General features: G+C 53.5%; 15 protein-coding genes and 2 tRNA genes. 11 read left to right on the forward strand and 6 right to left on the reverse strand.

Features of this window, described 5'->3' with window-relative positions; genetic code table 11:
* Positions 1-254: 254 nt before the first annotated feature.
* On the reverse strand, positions 255-1,448 hold the full coding sequence (locus GO013_RS12340) for a putative sulfate/molybdate transporter (protein WP_163811553.1): 1,194 nt from the start codon (positions 1,446-1,448) through the stop codon (positions 255-257).
* 173 nt (positions 1,449-1,621) lie between these two features.
* On the opposite strand from GO013_RS12340, the gene argB reads away from it, so the two are divergent.
* Together argB and glp are read left to right on the forward strand one after the other, a co-directional pair.
* Entirely contained in the window at positions 1,622-2,497 is an 876-nt protein-coding gene (gene argB, locus GO013_RS12345) for an acetylglutamate kinase (protein ID WP_239057857.1), read from the forward strand.
* A 7-nt stretch (positions 2,498-2,504) separates the two neighbouring features.
* Positions 2,505-3,758 carry a gephyrin-like molybdotransferase Glp gene (gene glp / locus GO013_RS12350; RefSeq protein ID WP_163811557.1) on the forward strand — a complete coding sequence of 418 codons (1,254 nt, stop codon included), beginning with the start codon at positions 2,505-2,507 and terminating at the stop codon, positions 3,756-3,758.
* A 24-nt stretch (positions 3,759-3,782) separates the two neighbouring features.
* On the opposite strand, the gene GO013_RS12355 is transcribed toward glp, so the two are convergent.
* The 3 genes from GO013_RS12355 to GO013_RS12365 all read right to left on the reverse strand — a co-directional run bounded on the left by GO013_RS12355 (position 3,783) and on the right by GO013_RS12365 (position 8,002).
* Positions 3,783-4,727 (reverse strand): hypothetical protein, encoded by a 945-nt coding sequence (locus tag GO013_RS12355; RefSeq protein ID WP_163811559.1) that lies wholly within the window; start codon positions 4,725-4,727, stop codon positions 3,783-3,785.
* A gap of 904 nt (positions 4,728-5,631) precedes the next feature.
* On the reverse strand, positions 5,632-7,062 hold the full coding sequence (gene ahcY, locus GO013_RS12360) for an adenosylhomocysteinase (RefSeq protein WP_163811561.1): 1,431 nt from the start codon (positions 7,060-7,062) through the stop codon (positions 5,632-5,634).
* Positions 7,063-7,090: 28 nt separating this feature from the next.
* Positions 7,091-8,002 (reverse strand): metalloregulator ArsR/SmtB family transcription factor, encoded by a 912-nt coding sequence (locus GO013_RS12365; protein ID WP_163811563.1) that lies wholly within the window; start codon positions 8,000-8,002, stop codon positions 7,091-7,093.
* 154 nt (positions 8,003-8,156) lie between these two features.
* On the opposite strand from GO013_RS12365, the gene GO013_RS12370 reads away from it, so the two are divergent.
* The 7 genes from GO013_RS12370 to GO013_RS12400 all read left to right on the forward strand — a co-directional run bounded on the left by GO013_RS12370 (position 8,157) and on the right by GO013_RS12400 (position 11,647).
* A complete protein-coding gene (locus GO013_RS12370; RefSeq protein ID WP_163811564.1) occupies positions 8,157-8,903 on the forward strand; it encodes a PEGA domain-containing protein in 747 nt (248 codons plus the stop codon).
* A 322-nt stretch (positions 8,904-9,225) separates the two neighbouring features.
* Positions 9,226-10,116: a universal stress protein gene (locus GO013_RS12375; RefSeq protein ID WP_163811566.1), complete on the forward strand. Its 891-nt coding sequence runs from the start codon at positions 9,226-9,228 to the stop codon at positions 10,114-10,116.
* A gap of 12 nt (positions 10,117-10,128) precedes the next feature.
* A complete protein-coding gene (locus GO013_RS12380; RefSeq protein WP_163811568.1) occupies positions 10,129-10,545 on the forward strand; it encodes a PEGA domain-containing protein in 417 nt (138 codons plus the stop codon).
* Positions 10,546-10,548: 3 nt separating this feature from the next.
* Positions 10,549-11,040 (forward strand): DUF721 domain-containing protein, encoded by a 492-nt coding sequence (locus tag GO013_RS12385; protein ID WP_163811570.1) that lies wholly within the window; start codon positions 10,549-10,551, stop codon positions 11,038-11,040.
* Positions 11,041-11,073: 33 nt separating this feature from the next.
* Positions 11,074-11,424, forward strand: a complete 351-nt coding sequence (locus tag GO013_RS12390) for a hypothetical protein (RefSeq protein WP_163811572.1) — start codon at positions 11,074-11,076, stop codon at positions 11,422-11,424.
* A 60-nt stretch (positions 11,425-11,484) separates the two neighbouring features.
* Positions 11,485-11,559 (forward strand) — tRNA-Gln (locus GO013_RS12395).
* A 10-nt stretch (positions 11,560-11,569) separates the two neighbouring features.
* Positions 11,570-11,647: transfer RNA gene (locus GO013_RS12400), tRNA-Glu, on the forward strand.
* Between the two features lie 129 nt (positions 11,648-11,776).
* On the opposite strand, the gene GO013_RS12405 is transcribed toward GO013_RS12400, so the two are convergent.
* Positions 11,777-11,944: a hypothetical protein gene (locus GO013_RS12405; protein WP_163811574.1), complete on the reverse strand. Its 168-nt coding sequence runs from the start codon at positions 11,942-11,944 to the stop codon at positions 11,777-11,779.
* Between the two features lie 64 nt (positions 11,945-12,008).
* Here GO013_RS12405 and GO013_RS12410 point away from each other — a divergent pair, with 64 nt between their 5' ends.
* Together GO013_RS12410 and GO013_RS12415 are read left to right on the forward strand one after the other, a co-directional pair.
* A complete protein-coding gene (locus tag GO013_RS12410; protein ID WP_163811576.1) occupies positions 12,009-13,706 on the forward strand; it encodes an arylsulfatase in 1,698 nt (565 codons plus the stop codon).
* Positions 13,707-13,969: 263 nt separating this feature from the next.
* Positions 13,970-16,111, forward strand: coding sequence for a HEAT repeat domain-containing protein (locus GO013_RS12415; protein WP_163811578.1), 2,142 nt, complete (start codon positions 13,970-13,972; stop codon positions 16,109-16,111).
* Positions 16,112-16,173: 62 nt separating this feature from the next.
* On the opposite strand, the gene GO013_RS12420 is transcribed toward GO013_RS12415, so the two are convergent.
* Positions 16,174-17,160, reverse strand: a complete 987-nt coding sequence (locus GO013_RS12420; protein WP_163811579.1) for an HAD family hydrolase — start codon at positions 17,158-17,160, stop codon at positions 16,174-16,176.
* Between the last annotated feature and the right edge of the window lie 172 nt (positions 17,161-17,332).

Genomic DNA, 17,332 nt, shown 5'->3' on the forward strand with positions numbered 1-17,332 from the left:
CAGGACAACCTGGGAAATCATTGAGGAGCAGGGACTTGCCGGGGTGTTAAGTTTGGTTTGACAATTTGCCCCAACAAAAAAACGGCCCCCGCCGGGAGGGCGTGGAAGCGGTTCGGGTGCGCAGCACCCACCCTGGCTCCGCGCCAAAGGCGCATTCTTTCTCTTCTCTTCTCTTCTCTTCATTCCAGAAAGCATCGCCGCTGCAAGCGGCATCCTCACCTCTTCAGGCCCGCTGCTCGAAGCTCCCCCCTCAACTACACATGAACCCGCCCCTTGCGAAGCAACCACTCCAACACAATGGCAATCGCGAACGCCCAAGCCAAATTCGCGGCCAACGTTATCCCCAACATGACAATGACAATGAAAAGATCAGTCCGTTCCGTCACATCCTGCACAGTCAAGGCGAGTTGCGTTCCCGAAAAAAACAACAACACCCCCAACACACCCATGGGCAACAGATGCAAAACATTCACCGACCCTGTCCCGAGAAAAACAGCCAACGCCATGAAAAATCCGCCGATGATGAGGTTGGAACCGGACGTCCTCGCACCAAAGGCGTAATGAGCGGCCAACCCTCCGGCTCCGTGACACACGGGCATCCCCCCGACACAGGCAGAAAAGACATTGGATAACCCCATGGAAATACACAAGGAACGGTCTGTCACTCTTCGACTTTCCTCGCCAAAATACTCGAAACTCAAATCCCGGTTGGCAATCACCGCATTGCCCACGGTCATGGGAATTTGCGGCAAAACCAAGGCAAACAGCGCATACGAAAAATCCACACCGGTCGGAAAGCCAAATGGCAGGATTTCCGGCAAATGCAGCCCGGGTTGAACCAATGCCAACTCCCGCCACGCACCGAGCATCGCACCAAAAATCGCCCCGCACACCACCACGACCAGCCCTGCGGGATAGCGATGACTTCGCAAAAGGAACAACGTGACAACACCAAAAATCACTCCGGACACGACAGACATGGGGATTGGACCAATGGCCTGCACCGCGAGAAACGGCTCGACCGCGCCACGCAATTCCTGAAATGGATTAGACCCGACGACCAAAGATGCGCCCTTGGATAACAGCAAGACCCCGGTGGCAAGCTGAACCCCACGAATCACGGATCGAGGCACGATTCTGGCGACAGTTTTAACCAATCCGGTGGCGCCGAGAATCAAAAGGATTGCGGCCAACAACAGACCGGAAGCGGAAATCACGCCGGGAGACAACGCCAACGCGATACCATAGGCGGAAACCACTTTCATGGGCTGCACGGCAATGGGCACCCGATAATATGATCCCGCGACGACATACATCAACCCAACGGTCAAAAAAAGCCCGGTAGCGGACAGACCATTTATCATGATCAGCCCGAAAGCCAAGGGGAGCAAGGTGCCCAAGTCTCCGACCGAACCGGCCCATTCCATCCTGTCAAAGCTGATTTTCATAACGCCATCCTCTCAATTTTCTTCACATGATATGTGGAATTTATAGGCTTGGCACACAGAAGGCAAGACCGTTTATTGACTTCATCCCGGCTTTCCATGACAATCCGACCACACATTCGAAAGCCCAGTTTTCAGGAGCATCAATGAAAAAAGAGCCTATCAACAAACGGGACATGCAGCGGTATCAACTGCAAGCCACATCCATCATCGAAACCCTGCCGTACATTACCGAATTTTACGGCAAGACTATTGTCATCAAATACGGTGGCAACGCCATGATCGACGAAGAGCTGAAACGCGCATTTGCCCTGAACATCATCCTCCTCAAATATATCGGTATTCACCCCGTTGTCGTCCACGGCGGCGGCCCGCAAATCGGCGAGATGCTCAACGCACTCAACATCGAATCCCATTTCAGAGAAGGATACCGAGTGACGGACAAGGCCACCATGGACGTGGTTGAAATGGTCTTGGTCGGCAAGGTGAACAAAGAGATCGTCAATCTCATCAACCTGCACGGAGGCCAAGCCGTGGGGCTTTCTGGCAAAGACGGCACCCTCATTCAGGCTGAGCCCAAGGAATTGGCCATTGAAAAGGCCGACGCGCCACCGGAGATCATCGATCTCGGCAAAGTCGGCGAAGTAACCTCAGTCAACACCAAGCTTATCGATTCCCTGTTGAGAGACGGCTTCATTCCGGTTATCGCGCCGGTTGGAGTGGATGAAAAAGGCGAGACATACAATATCAACGCGGATTCCGTGGCCGGAGCCGTTGCCACTGCCATGGGAGCCAAACGATTGTACCTGTTGACCGATGTTCCGGGCCTGCTTGATGCGGACAAGGAACTCGTCTCCACTCTGACAGCCAAAGAAGCCTTCGAAGCCATTCGGAACGGCGTGGTTACCGGCGGCATGATTCCAAAAATCAAATGCTGCTTGGAAGCCATGGCAAGCGTTGAAAAGACCGCGATCATCGATGGTCGAATCGAAAACTGCATCCTGCTGGAACTCTTCACGAAATCCGGCATCGGCACTGAAATCATCAATTAGGAAAATCATGAATCACGGTTTCTTCACCATTATCAGTCGAGAAGAGTTCGTCGGTCTGCTCAGGCAGTTTTCACCGCTGGCACCCGAAATAAAAAGCCTGACCCGATCCGCCGGGCGCGTTCTGGCCAACGACATCGTGGCACAACATGACTGGCCGTTGCAGGATCGCTCCTGCATGGACGGATTCGCGGTCAACGCCAGAGACATCTTTGGTGCAACTGAGTCGAATCCCGGCTACCTGGAATGTGTGGCGAGCCTGTCCATCGAGACCATGCCGGACATTGAGCTGAACCCGGGAGAATGTGCCCGGATTGCCACGGGCGGCGTACTCCCACGCGGGGCCAATGCCGTGGTGATGGTGGAGCACACGCAGGCCATGGAAGCCGACACCACAATGGGCACTATTGAAATCCGCAAGAGCGTGGCTCCGGGCGAAAATGTCATGCAACGCGGTGAAGATGCACGCAAGGACGCGGTCGCTCTTGCTGCCGGGACAACGGTCCGTCCACAGGAAATAGGCCTTGCCGCCGCCCTCGGATTCGAAGAAATTTCCCTGCGACGCCGTCCTCGGGTCGGTATTCTATCCACGGGTGACGAACTCATCGAGATCAACGAGACCCCGAATCCGGGACAGGTCCGAGACGTCAACTCCCTGACCATCGCCGCGTTGGTCAAACAGGCAAACGGCAAACCCACCCGGTACGGCATTATCAAGGATGACCTTGAAAGCCTGAGCCGCGCTCTGAAAAAGGCCCTTGAAGACAACGACATGGTCTTGTTGTCCGGTGGCAGTTCCATCGGGGTTCGAGACTTGACGGTTCAGGCCATCGAATCCATGAAGGATGCCGAAATTCTGGCCCACGGCGTGGCACTCAGTCCGGGCAAGCCCACCATTCTGGGACGGGTCGCCGACAAACCGATTCTCGGACTGCCCGGACAAGTCACGTCTGCACTCGTGGTCATGCACGTCCTCGTCTTGCCGCTCGTTCGTCATCTGCAAGGCGATGACAGCGGATTCACCACCCTGAACCGAGCCAGACGCAAGGCCGTCCTCGCCAGAAATGTGGCCTCCAAGCCCGGACGCGAAGACTATATCCGCATCCGGCTGGAAGAACGAGACGGACAGCCTCCCTTGGCCCACCCTGTCTTGGGAAAATCCGGCCTGCTACGAACCATTGTCCAAGCGCAGGGCCTTGCCGCCATTCCAGCGGATTCCGAAGGGTTGTACAACGGGGAATTGATTGACGTATGGATCATCTAAGGAACTGATAAACAAAAGCTTTGATTAAAAACGCTGTTTCTGTCCATCGAGTTCGAGAATATTCCATCCGTCCTGTCCCTTCATCAAGGCAAACACGGAATCATCGTCCAGATTTTGATCCAGGTCCGCCACCTGCACCCGATAGGAGCCGAACACGCGGACCTCGGCCACATCCTCATGCAGGTACACGAGATCAAACCGGAGTCCTGACGGGTCCACTTCTGCCGTGCGCAAAATTTTATAGGTCCCGCGTTGTCGTTGGATCTGTTTGAAGACCTCGAACTGAAAATCGAACTGGTCACGCACATGGGGAGCGAACAGTGTATGATAGGCATCGGCCAATGACGTTTGCATGACATAAAACGAACGCAGCAGGTCCTTGATCTCTTCCGGCACTTCATTGGTCAGATCGGCCGGCGGCAAAGACGGAATATTTTTGACGCTGGTCTCGTCATCACCTTGGGTTGGTGACGCCATGAGAGTCAGGTAAAATTTGATCTCTGACACGGCCAATTTCTGCTGGCCCAGCAGGCCGCCTTTCGGAAAAACTTCATCCACGACAATGCGAAAGGATTTGACCGGTTTTGACTGGCATTCGATAACCTGTTCACCAGCTTCATCGCGAAGCCAGAACGGGCTTTCCGAACCATCAGGGTACACGATGCGGCCCGACCGAATCCGTCGAAATTCCTTGAATCGCCCTTCTGCCTGATGCCCATTGAAAATGCCCAGTCGCGCCACTCTCACCGGCACCGGAAAAGCAAAATTCATCCATTGCCCGACCCCGGAGCTGGCACTTCCACCAACCCACGCCGTTGCCGGGTCCGCATCCAGCAGATTCTCAGGAGCATAGGACAAGGCATGGTCCAATCTGAAGCTGGAGACAGACACTTCCACTTCCAAAGCCGCCGCAGGACGCGCCAAGCCCACCAGCAAAAACAGTATCAAGATGAAACAGGTATATCGCATGGCTCTCTTCCTACCACGCTTGCCACGTTCGGTCCTCTATAAATTTACCCACTCCAAATGAGGGGGAGGAAGAGGCCTCCGGCGGCCCCTCGCCGGGGTGGCGTCTTCGACGACCAGAGAACCTTTTGAAAAAGGTTCTCTGGACTCTCCAAAACTTTTTGGGTCGCTTCGCGAGGGCTGTCGGCAGCGTGCGTTCGTGTGACTCTTGAAGAGGCGTTGTAAAAAATAGTATTTTTTACAGACTCTATTAAAAAAACCTACAACGTATTTTCCTGTAGAATCCTCTTACTTCTTTAACCATCCCCTCTTCTATCCTTCTTATCTCTTCAATCTCACCAACGAATGACGTGGGGCCTCGCCGAAGGCGCGATAAAAAGTTCTGGAAAGGGAGTCCAGAGGGAAAACCTCTTCCAAGAGGTTTCCCCTCTGGCCGTCGGAGACATCTTCTCCCTCCCCTCGCCGGGGTGGCGTCTTCGACGACCAGAGAACCTTTTGAAAAAGGTTCTCTGGACTCTCCAAAACTTTTTGGGTCGCTTCGCGAGAGCTGTCGGCAGCGTGCGTTCGTGTGACTCTTGAAGAGGCGTTGTAAAAAATTCCATTTTTTACGGACTCTATTGAAAAATCTTAAAAACTGTTTTTCTACAAAATCCTCTTACTTCTTTAACCATCCCCTCTTCTATCCTTCTTATCTCTTCAATCTCACCCAACGAATGACGTGGGGCCTCGCCGAAGGCGCGATAAAAAGTTCTGGAAAGGGAGTCCAGAGGGAAAACCTCTTCCAAGAGGTTTCCCCTCTGGCCGTCGGAGACATCTTCTCCCTCTCCTCGACAAGTGTTGTTGATGGGGAAAAGATAAAAAAAAAGGGAAGCCGTTTGGCTCCCCTCGATTTTTCGATCCGCAGTGACTAATAGCGGTAGTAGTCCGGTTTGAAGGGACCTTCTTTTTCGACACCGATATAATCAGCCTGTTCTTTGGAAAGCGTATCAAGCGTCACACCCAGACGAGCCAGGTGCAGTCGAGCGACTTCTTCGTCCAGTTTCTTGGGCAGAATCATGACGGTGGGTTCGTACTCGTTTTTGGCCAAATCCATCTGGGCCAGAACCTGGTTGGTGAAGGAGTTGGACATCACGAAACTCGGATGGCCAGTGGCGCAACCAAGGTTGACCAGACGACCTTCAGCCAGGACGATCAGGGATTTGCCGGACGGCAGCGTCCATTTGTCAACCTGCGGCTTGACTTCCTTTTTCACGCATTCGGGGTTGCCTTCAAGATGCAGCATTTCGATTTCGGAATCAAAATGACCGATATTGCACAAAATGGCTTCGTCCTTCATGGCGTCCATGTGCTTGCCGGTCACCACATGGTAGTTGCCGGTGCAGGTCACAAAAATATCACCACGGGAGGCCGCATCGTTCATGGTCGTGACTTCAAAACCCTCCATGGCCGCCTGCAAGGCGCAAATCGGATCGATTTCAGTGACCAGTACGCGAGCACCGAAACCACGCATGGACTGAGCGCAGCCCTTGCCCACGTCGCCATATCCGATGACAACCACCACTTTGCCAGCGATCATCACGTCTGTAGCACGCTTGATACCGTCAGCCAGGGACTCTCGGCAGCCGTACAGGTTATCGAACTTGGACTTGGTCACGGAATCGTTGACGTTGATGGCCGGGAAAAGCAATTCGCCATTGCGCTGCATTTCGTACAGACGGTGGACACCAGTGGTGGTCTCTTCCGAGACACCACGGATGACCTTGGCAATATTGGTCCACTTCGTGGGATTCGCGTCATAAGAAGCCTTCAGGCGATTCATGACGATCTGAAATTCCTGAACATCATAGGTCTTGTCGAACAAGCTGGGATCTTTTTCGCATTTGACACCCTGATGAACGAGCAGCGTGGCGTCACCACCATCATCCACGATCAAATCAGGACCGGAACCGTCAGGCCAGGTCAAAGCCTGCTCCGTGCACCACCAGAAGTCGTCCAGGGTTTCACCCTTCCAGGCAAAAACCTTGGCCATGCCGGAATCCGCAATGGCGGCGGCAGCGTTATCCTGGGTGGAAAAAATATTGCAGGATGCCCAACGCAGATCAGCACCGAGTTCGTACAGGCACTTGATGAGCATGGCGGTCTGAATGGTCATGTGCAAGGAACCCATGATTTTCAAACCTTTCAAGGGTTTTTCTTCGCCATATTTGTCGATCAGGGCCATGAGACCGGGCATTTCCCGCTCGGACAACTGCATTTCCATGAGGCCCCATTCGGCCAGAGACAGGTCTGCGACCTTGTTTTCGCATTTCGGGTCGACAGGTAGTACGTTCTTGGACATTCATTTCCTCCCAATAGAGTCTTGGTTTTTATTTTTTCTCGGCCTCGTAGAGGACAACCACGAGACCCATGTTGACGATAAATTCCGTGACAGCTGTCACATCAAATCGTGCTTTCTCCAACCACTCGACCATCTTTTCCCGTGGGATACCGAGTCGGCGATCTCCATACTCACTCCGCATCCGCTCATTTTCATGTTGGTCGAATTCGGCGATTATCAACCGCCCACCGATCTTGAGCACACGGCTTATTTCCGTGAGCGCATCAAGTGGCCGCGCCAAATGATGCAAGACCAGCGACACGACCGTACAGTCGGCTTCCCAATCCCGGAGGGGCAGATGCGTCATTTCCCCGATGCGCAACGACATGGACGTGTCCTGCGAAAAACGGGCTTCGGCCAGTTCCAGCATCTTGGGCGAGTTGTCCACCCCGATCACGATGTCCGACGTCTTGGATAAAATTTCAAGCATGTCACCGGGACCACACCCGATGTCCGCAGCACAGGTACATTCTGGCAACCGAACCTGTATTTCCCTGCCCAGATTCAATTCACCAAGAACCTCGGCGGTCATGCGATCCCAATCCGACGCAATGTCATCAAAGAATTGCCGCGTCTCAGCGGTCCGCTCGCGAATCACTCTGTCGGCCCGGTTCCGATCCCGTTGAAAATCAGACTCCCCGGCCAATAGTGAACCAATACCATCAAGGAATTCACGCCCCTGACCTTCTTCACTCGCCCGGTAAAATGCCCACAGCCCATCACGACGAACATCCACCAGACCAGACTCGGATAAAATTTTGAGATGCCGAGAAATTCGGGACTGGCCCATTTCCATAACCTGCACGATTTCACCAACATTCAATTCATATTCTAACAGAACGTTGACAAGTCTCGCGCGGGTGTCGTCTGATAATGCTTTACAATATTTGATTATTTCCATGCGCTTTACCTTATATCAGGATATCTTGATATACTGAACAAACCTTCTCTACCTCATGAAGTAGCAGCCGGTCAAGCCCTCTGGCCGGGACTTTGCGTTGCCCTGACGCGTGTCATAGTCTATAGGATGATTCATACTATATACCGGAGGAAGAATGAGTAAACGTGTTCACATCTTTTTGATTTTTGCCTTGGCCGCACTCCCACTGACGGGATGTGGTGTCGCGACACAAAACATCCCTGTTTCCAGTAATCCCAGTGGTGCGCAGGTCTTTGCCGACGGAATGCAAACCTGCACAACGCCGTGTTCTGTGGAATTGGAAAAAACGCAAGCGCACATACTGACATTGAAAAAGCCCGGCTATCGGCAGGCAGATGTCCAGATATCACAAAAATACGACACTGGCGGCGTGACCCGTGACGCGGTTCAATCCGGCATGTCCAGTTCTTCAATGGGCAGTTCGGTCGAAGGGTCCATTGCAGGTGCGCTTCTTTCTGCCGAACAAGATGAGGCCAGTGGCAACGCGTATGTGCTGACACCAAGCAGTGTTGTCGTCACGCTGGTGCCGGACTGCAAAACAGGCACCGCACAACCGCAGCAGGGCACCGTCCAAACAACCGAACCCGCCACCATTGGCTCTGCCATCGAAAAAGACCCTGTCGGTGTTGGCGAAGAAGTCCTGAAGGAAGCCGCCGTGGCCGCGCCGACCATTGGGACCGAAAAAGAAATAAGTCACCACTCTCACACCTCCACTCACCACAACAGTGACGGGTCCATGTCACAACATTCATCCTCCAGCTCGGTCAGCGTGGGTGTTCATGTCAACCCGGTAGAAGCGGGACTGGATGCACTCGAATTCCTCGAAGGTGCAGAAAAAAAAGAAGCTGACACCACAAAATAAGTTCTTCGACACCAATCCCCACTCTGGCACTGGCCTTTGACCTTCGTCCAAGGCCAGTGCCTGTTAAGGTATCCGTCTCAACCATATGCCTTCGCCTTCCGTGGAGTGCCCTTTATCACTGCCCATTTCACCCACCATCACAGCCCGAAAAGCCACCACTCTTTCTGCTCGATATCCCGTCCAAATCAGCGCACAACCCCGAACGGTCAATTCACTGATAATGCTTGCCCTCACCCAATGAAATTGCGATAGTCGTAATGGATCATCGTCAAAACCGATTGGCAACACGCTGAAATGACACCGGCAAAGCAAAGGAGACGACATGTTCAAAAAGATACTCCTGGCAGTGACCCCTCAAATCGCTCCCCAGACAGCCCCCAAAGCAGCTTTCAACCTGGCCCGGAAACACGGAGCGGAACTCATGTTGTTCCACGCTCTGCCTGTAGGACGAGATGCGTGGTGTTCATTTGAAGAAACCGTGTCGGAACACGATCTTCTCGAATCCACAAAAAACAAGATTGCCCAATTCTATGCAGAAGATCTCAAAGACATTCCGAACCACTCCATCAGGGTGGTCGCCGGCCCGGTGGATGAGCAGCTTCTCAAGATCATCCATTCGGAAGGCATTGATCTGATCGTCATGGGCCATCATACCTCGGCCATGCACCGACCAGACCGCATGTGGGGCGTCGTGGACACGTCCATCCGTCGAGTCTGCTCCAATGTATTCTGCCCTGTCATGGTCGTAACCAACGAGATGCCCGGCAATGCCAACATCAACCGGATTCTCATGGCAACGGATTTTTCAACGCCGTCGGATTCAACGCTCTGCTATGCAACGCAACTCGCCAGGTCCAATAACGCTCATCTCGATATTTTCCATGTGCTGGATGTCGGCCTGACCCGTCCCAATCCAAAATATTACATGCAGGAAATGGATATTTTCATCGACCGCGCACTGGAACGGATGAAAAAACGATACACTAGGGCCTTGGACGGGATCAGCCACTCATTCCATTGTTGGGAAGGTATTCCGTACACCGAAATTCTCAAGCAGGCGCGTTGGGACAACGCCGATGTCATTGTCATGGCCCAATATTCCTCAAGCGAGGAACCGGCCCAGCCTTCCATTGGGTCCACGACCATTCAGGTGGCGCTCTCGCCGGGATGTCCGGCCATCATCGTCAATTACCGCGCCAGAGTCTGTATGTAGCAGGAGGAAGACATGAAAGCATGGACTGTTTTTTCAATCGTGACCTCCGTCCTGCTTCTGGCGGCGTGTGGTCCGCCCAAACAGAAAATCCCCGTCAGCACTGACCCCATCGGTGCGACCGTCTATGCAGACGGCAAGAAGACCTGTACCAGTCCATGCTCTGTCAGCCTTGACAAACAGGGGGAACATCTCATTACCATTGTCAAAGAAGGCTACCAACAGGAAGAAATCATCGTCCGTCGCCAATTCAAACCGGACCGGGCCGTGCGTGACGGTGTGATCTCCGGCCTGCTCAAGGGGGGCGACCCCAAGGATGTGGCCGAGGAAACGGCCAAAAAAGTCGATGAACAGGAGCGGTCCGGCGAGGCGTATGAATTGACGCCGTCCATCATCACACAAACCCTGACCCCAAACCAAAGCGGATTGTAAACCATGCGACGCAGTCGAAGAAAATATAACGAATACACGTCCAGACCCGGGCCTCGAAAGACCAGCGATCTCATGCCCCGCTTTTTGGACAAGCTCGACACCACTGGTGGGGCCGCCTTGGTCCGACTGTGGCGGTCCTGGGATGATCTCATGGGTGAAATGGCCGCCATGGCCCGCCCGCTTGGTCATCGTGGCACCAGAATCGTGCTCGCGGCTCAAGACCCCATCGTCATGCAGGAAGCCCAATATCTGGCTCCCATGATGCTCCAAAAAATAAATGAATATCTGGGCGAAGAAGTTTTTGACAAAGTCGTCTTCGAACTGCTAAACGGCAGAGTTCCTTTGGACGAAGTAATTCGGCCGGAGGCTCCAGAGCCTCCGAGGAAACTTAAAAGGCCCAAGAATTTGGGTCATGTCGATGATCAGCTGGACCCGGATTCCCCAGTGGGAAAATGTTACCGGGCCTACCGGCGAATGTTTGACGACAAAGACTGACATTCGCCTCCCTCTATTTTTAAGGAGTACACCATGAGTGAAGATGTAAAAGAAATTTCCTTTGATGAGCTTGGCCTGACCAAGCCCCTGGAAAAGATGACCGCCAAAGAATTGCGTGCCCTGTGCGTTGCCAAGCTCCCCATGATTACGGGTGCCTCCGGCAAGGACAAGGACGCTCTGGTTCAGGAAATCAAAGACGTTTTTGGTATTGTCGAAGAAGAGCAGGTTTCTCCCTACAAGAAACAGATTGCCGAGATCAAAAAAGAGATCAGAGCTCTCCGTGCTGCAAAAAGCGAAATGGAAGACCGCAAGAAACGTGAGTATATCCGTCGCAAAATCAACAAACTGAAAAAACGTACTCGCAAACTCGCCCGCGCAATTTAAAAAAAAGCAAAAAAGAAGTTGACATAACAAGGCCTAGCCTTTAAATCACTTCTTCGTTGCTGGGCTGTCGTTCAATTGGCAGGACGACGGGTTCTGGTTCCGTTAATCAAGGTTCGAGTCCTTGCAGCCCAGCCAACAAATATGCGTCCCCATCGTCTAGCCTGGTCCAGGACGGCGGCCTTTCACGCCGTTAACAGGGGTTCAAATCCCCTTGGGGACGCCACGGAAATACAACGGGTTTCATCGAAAGATGAAACCCGTTTTCCTTTATGGTCTCATTTTCATTTTTCCAGCCTCGTCTTTCCCCCTCTTTCATGAATACCCGGGCTGCATGGCCCAAATCCCAGCCTCTTCATTCGTGCATCATATCGCCCAGATGAACCGCGTTTCCATCCGTACTCAGGGGGAACCACTTCAGTTCAGCTATTTCATCAAAAACTGGTTCACATCGCATACCCATCTTTTTTTCATTGAAGGTGGACGCAACGCGCTGGCAAGTGTACAGAATAGACAGGCCCATATGCAGTGTCCGACACGTTTGAGGGTTGTCGGGATGTCTCGAATCAAAAGACAAGGAAGGCAAGATGATGAAACGATGGCTTATAACTTCGCTGTGTCTCATGCTTTTTTTGGCGTTGCTCACAGCGTGCAGTTCCGAAGCGGAACAACCTGAAGAAAAAGCAGTGTCGGAAACGTCCATATCAAACCCCTCTCCGACAGAATCGGCAGCCAACACACCGGAAAACCCTGACCAAACGGCCACGGAAGCCGCTTCCCCCGCAACCATCCCGTCAACAGACAAGCCAAACATCGTGGTTATCTGGGGTGACGATATTGGCCAAAGCAATCTCAGTGCCTACACCCGTGGCGTCATGGGCTATACCACGCCCAACATTGATCGCGTGGCGCACGAAGGCATGATCTTTACCGACTATTATGCCGAACAAAGTTGCACCGCCGGTCGCTCCGCATTCATCACCGGCCAGTCCGTCTATCGCACAGGCCTCTCAAAAGTGGGAATGCCCGGCGCAGAACTCGGCATGAATGAAGCCGATCCCACCATCGCCGAGCTGCTCAAGAATCACGGCTATGCCACCGCCCAATTCGGCAAAAACCATCTGGGAGATCGAGACATCCACCTACCCACCAACCACGGCTTCGATGAATTCTATGGCAACCTGTACCACCTCAATGCCGAAGAAGAACCGGAACACCCCGATTATCCAAAACCAGAAGAATTTCCGAACTTCAAAAAGAACTACGGTCCTCGTGGGGTCATCCACTCCTATGCAACCGCTGACGGACAGAAAATTGAAGATACCGGCCCTCTGACCAAGAAACGCATGGAAACCATTGATGAAGATGTTGCCACACGCAGCGCCGAATACATCCTAAAACAGGCACAAACCGGCGATCCCTTCTTTGTCTGGGTCAATTTCACGCACATGCACTTCCGCACCTATGTACCAGACGACAAAAAGGGACAGGCTGGACGCTGGCAGTCCATTTATCACGATGCCATGGTCCAACATGACAAGGATGTGGGTATCGTGCTCGATGCCATCGACGAAGCTGGCATCGCCGACAACACCATTGTTTTCTATTCCACGGACAACGGCCCGCACAAGAACACCTGGCCGGATGCAGGTACCTCTCCGTTCCGCAATGAAAAGAACTCCAACTGGGAAGGCGCGTACCGTGTGCCCGCCATGGTCCGCTGGCCCGGACACATTCAGGCCGGTGCGGTCTCCAATGACATCATCTCCCATCTGGACTGGATGCCCACTTTGCTCGCCGCAGCAGGAGAAACCGATGTAAAGGAAAAGCTGCTCACGGGCCACTCCGCCAACGGCAAGGAATTCAAGGTCCACCTGGACGGGTACAATTTCCTGCCCTACCTCACAGGTCAAAACGACACGGCTCCACGCAAAGACTACTTCTATTTCTCGGATGACGGCGATCTCACGGGATTGCGGTACGACAACTGGAAAATCGTCTTTGCCCAGCAACGGGCTCCCGGCTCCATGCTGGTCTGGGGCGAACCACTGGTGAATACGAGAATCCCCTGGCTCTTCAACCTCCGAACCGATCCGTATGAACAGGCGACCATCACCTCGAATACCTATTGGGACTGGTATCTGGACCATGCATTCCTGCTCGTCCCGGCGCAGGGTATTGTCGGGGACTTCCTTGGCACATTCCAGGAATATCCTCCCCGGATGAAGGCGGCCAGTTTCACTATCGATCAGATCATGGAAAAGCTGACCCCACCGACACAGTAAAAAAACCCATAAATGCCGTGTGCCTGTTGCAACACCAGCAGGCACACGGTGCTTCATCCACCGCTTGAAAGACAGACTGGAACGCCATGAGACACTCGACATCGCACTTTCCGCTTCATGTACTATGGTCCTTTCTCCTAATCGCACTCCTCGCCACACCGTCCCCTCCGGCACAGGCGCAACACTTTGCGGGATCTGAAAGCTGCCGGGACTGCCATGAACGGTTCTACCAATTGTGGGCACCGTCACGACATGGCACAGCCATGCAGCCTTACACCGACGAATTCGCCAGGGCCAACCTGACCCACCAGCCCTCTCCCCTGACTATTGAAGGCATCGAGTATCTCGCCCATGTCGAAAAAGGAACAGGGTACATCCTTGCCACAACGGCTGATGAACAGAATCGCCTGCCCATCGAGCACGTTCTCGGGGGGAAATACGTCTATTATTTCCTGACCCCCATGGACAAAGGACGGCTTCAAACCCTTCCGTTGGCCTATGATGTGGTCAACAAAGAATGGTTTGATATGGCCGGAAGCGGCATTCGACATACGGGGGGGGATGCCGTGTCCTGGACTGATGCAGCCTTTACTTTCAATACTTCGTGCCACGGCTGCCACGTCAGCCAGTTACGAAACAACTATGACCAGAAAACCGGCAGGTATGAAACGACGTGGGCCGAACCCGGCATCAATTGCGAGACCTGTCACGGGCCTTCGTCCGAACACAACCGGGTCTGTCGCGAAGCCGAAAAGGGCACGGTCCCGGACGACTTGAAAATCCTCGGGGGAAAAGGGAAATTCACGGTGCAGCAGAACTCGGACGCCTGCGCACCCTGTCACGCCCAGATGATTCCGCTGACTGGCTCGTTCATGCCGGGCGATGCCTTTTATGACCATTTCGATCTGACCACACTGGAAGACCCTGATTGGTATCCCGATGGCCGAGACCTCGGCGAGAACTACACCCACACCACCTGGAGCCTCAGTCCATGTGTCCAGTCCGGTGCATTGGGATGCGTCCATTGCCACACGTCAAGCGGCCGCTTCCGCCAAAAGAACGCCCCGAACACCGCCTGCGCCCCCTGCCATGATGCCAAGGTCTCTGCCCCGGGAAAACATACCATGCACACACCCGGCCCGGATACGCCGACCTGTCTTTCCTGTCACATGCACAAAACCCGTTTTGCCCGCATGGACCGGAGCGACCATTCAATGCTTCCGCCGACACCGGCCACCACCATGGCGTTCGGCTCTCCCAATGCCTGTAATGGATGCCATACGGACAAAGACGCAGCTTGGGCCGATTCCATTGTCCGCCAATGGCGATCCCGGGACTATCAGGCCCCAATCCTTCACCGCGCAGGTCTCGTTGATGCCGCCCGAAACAGCGAGTGGTCCAAACTGCCCGCAATGACCGCGTATATCACCGATCCAAACAGTGACCCGATTTTTGTGACATCATTGATCCGCCTCCTCCGCGCCTGCCCCATGCAGGACAAATGGCCCGCCATCCTCTCGGCCATGGAACATTCCTCTCCGCTGGTCCGATCAGCCGCAGCCGAAGCACTCACTCCACCGAGGTCCCCAGAGGCCCTTCAAGCTCTGGTACAGGCCACAGGAGACCCGGTTCGACTGGTCCGCATCCGAGCCGCCGCCGCATTGACCGGAGTGCCCATGCACATCACCAAGGGTGAACACGCATCACACTTCGAAGCCGCAAAAACGGAATACCTGCATTCCCTGACAGCGCGCCCGGACCTGTGGACATCCCACTACAATCTCGGGAATTACTATCTGCTCAACCGGGAATTCAGAAAAGCCCGCATCGCCTTCAGAGAAGCCCATGACATTGCACCACAGGCCATTCCGCCACTCGTGAACAACGCCATGGCCCATGCCCGCATGAACGATCTCAAGGGCGCGGAACTGCTGCTCATGAAAGCGTTGAAGCTGGCTCCGGAAGCCCCTGCCATTCTCTATAATCTGGGCCTGCTCAAAAGTGAGTTGAACAAGATTGACGAAGCCGAAACGTATCTGCGAGCCAGTCTGAAAGCCGATCCCCAGCTTGCCGGAGCCGCATATAATCTCTCTGTCCTTGTTGGGGAAAAGTCGCCCGGAGAAGCCATCGAATTCGCCCAAACCGCGTCCGATCTCCGCGAGGATCCTCGATACGCCTTCAACCTCGCCTTTGCCCAACATCGAGGAGGCCACACGGAAAAGGCCCGCACCACACTAAAAAATTCCATCAAGAATTGGCCGGAATTCACCGATGCCTATCTCTATCTTCTCAACATCGCCGAGACACCGACCCAGCAGTCCGAAGCCAAGAAACTGATTGCCACCGCCCTGTCTTCGCACACCCTTTCGCCAGCAAGTCGGGCCAGATTGAAACAGGTCTTCTAAACGACAACAGCCTTTGAAGCATCGTCTTCAAAGGCTGTTTGTCAAGTCTTTCCCCTGCGGGGCTACGGCGAAACTTCTTCGGCGAAAATCACCTTGAAATCCTGCTTCATGCTGATCTCATGCCAGCCGTTTTCCTCACACATCGCCCGCATGGCCTCATCCTTGTACTGATATTCCCGGTCAGGATCATCATGGTTGACGATCAACTGAATGCTCCGAGCGGCGGTCTTGGAATATTCCAGCATATGATAGTCTCCGCCAGAATTCCCCACGGCAAAGAGAGGCACCCGGCCAATGGTATTCCGAATATTCACGGGCTTGCCTTCCTTGTCGTTGATCGGCTTCACAAAGGCGTGTTGCCGAACAAAATCGGCCCGCTTCCCATTCCGAACCCATTTGGTCAGAACCGTGGTCCCGATCACATGTTCCGGGCTGACATGGGCGGCTTTCAGCGCAAAGCCCCGGGTAAACTGCGGGTCGGACCCAGAACAGATATAGACCGTAAACTGATGCGCCTTGAGATAATCAATAAGCTGCACCACGGGCGCATAGACCAGCGTGTTGTAACTCGTGCCAAAACGAGCGTCTTTCACCTGCGTAAAGTACGCGGCCAGTGCGTCGGAATATTCCGCATCCGTATAGCCATCCGTGGCATAGAGCAAAATGGTATACAGGCTGTTGATCGCAGCCGGATCATGGCTGAAATAGGCCATATCCTTCTCAAGCACGGCCTTGTAGGGCTGCACTGTCTTGAGTGACGGTTCTTTCTCCAACCGCTTGAGCAATTCCCGCTCGGCAAAATCGAAAACAACGTACTGCGGTTTTTCAACAAGGATGGTCCCATCCATGTCAAACGTTGCAATCCGATCCTCAGGCGGCACATACCCCGGTCCGGACTCATTGATGATATTTTCTACAAAATCGATAATCACCGTCTTGACGGTTCCATCACGCCACAAATCAAGATCCCCCTGCCCTCCAGGACTCTGCACGGGCAACAACAGCAAAAAAAACAGCAAAACCCCCACCTTCAACACACCGTATCTCATAAGGCCTCCTCTGCTTCATTTTTCCGATAATCACCAATGACACTACAGCAAAAAAACAATGAATCAAACATAGAACACCCTTTTTCTTGGGTGTTCATCAAAAAAAATTAAAAAAAACAGCAAATGCGCTTGCCAAGCCCTCGGTTTTGTGTAAAACACGCCCTTCACGGAT

Source organism: Pseudodesulfovibrio sp. JC047, from assembly GCF_010468615.1.
GTDB lineage: Bacteria > Desulfobacterota > Desulfovibrionia > Desulfovibrionales > Desulfovibrionaceae > Pseudodesulfovibrio.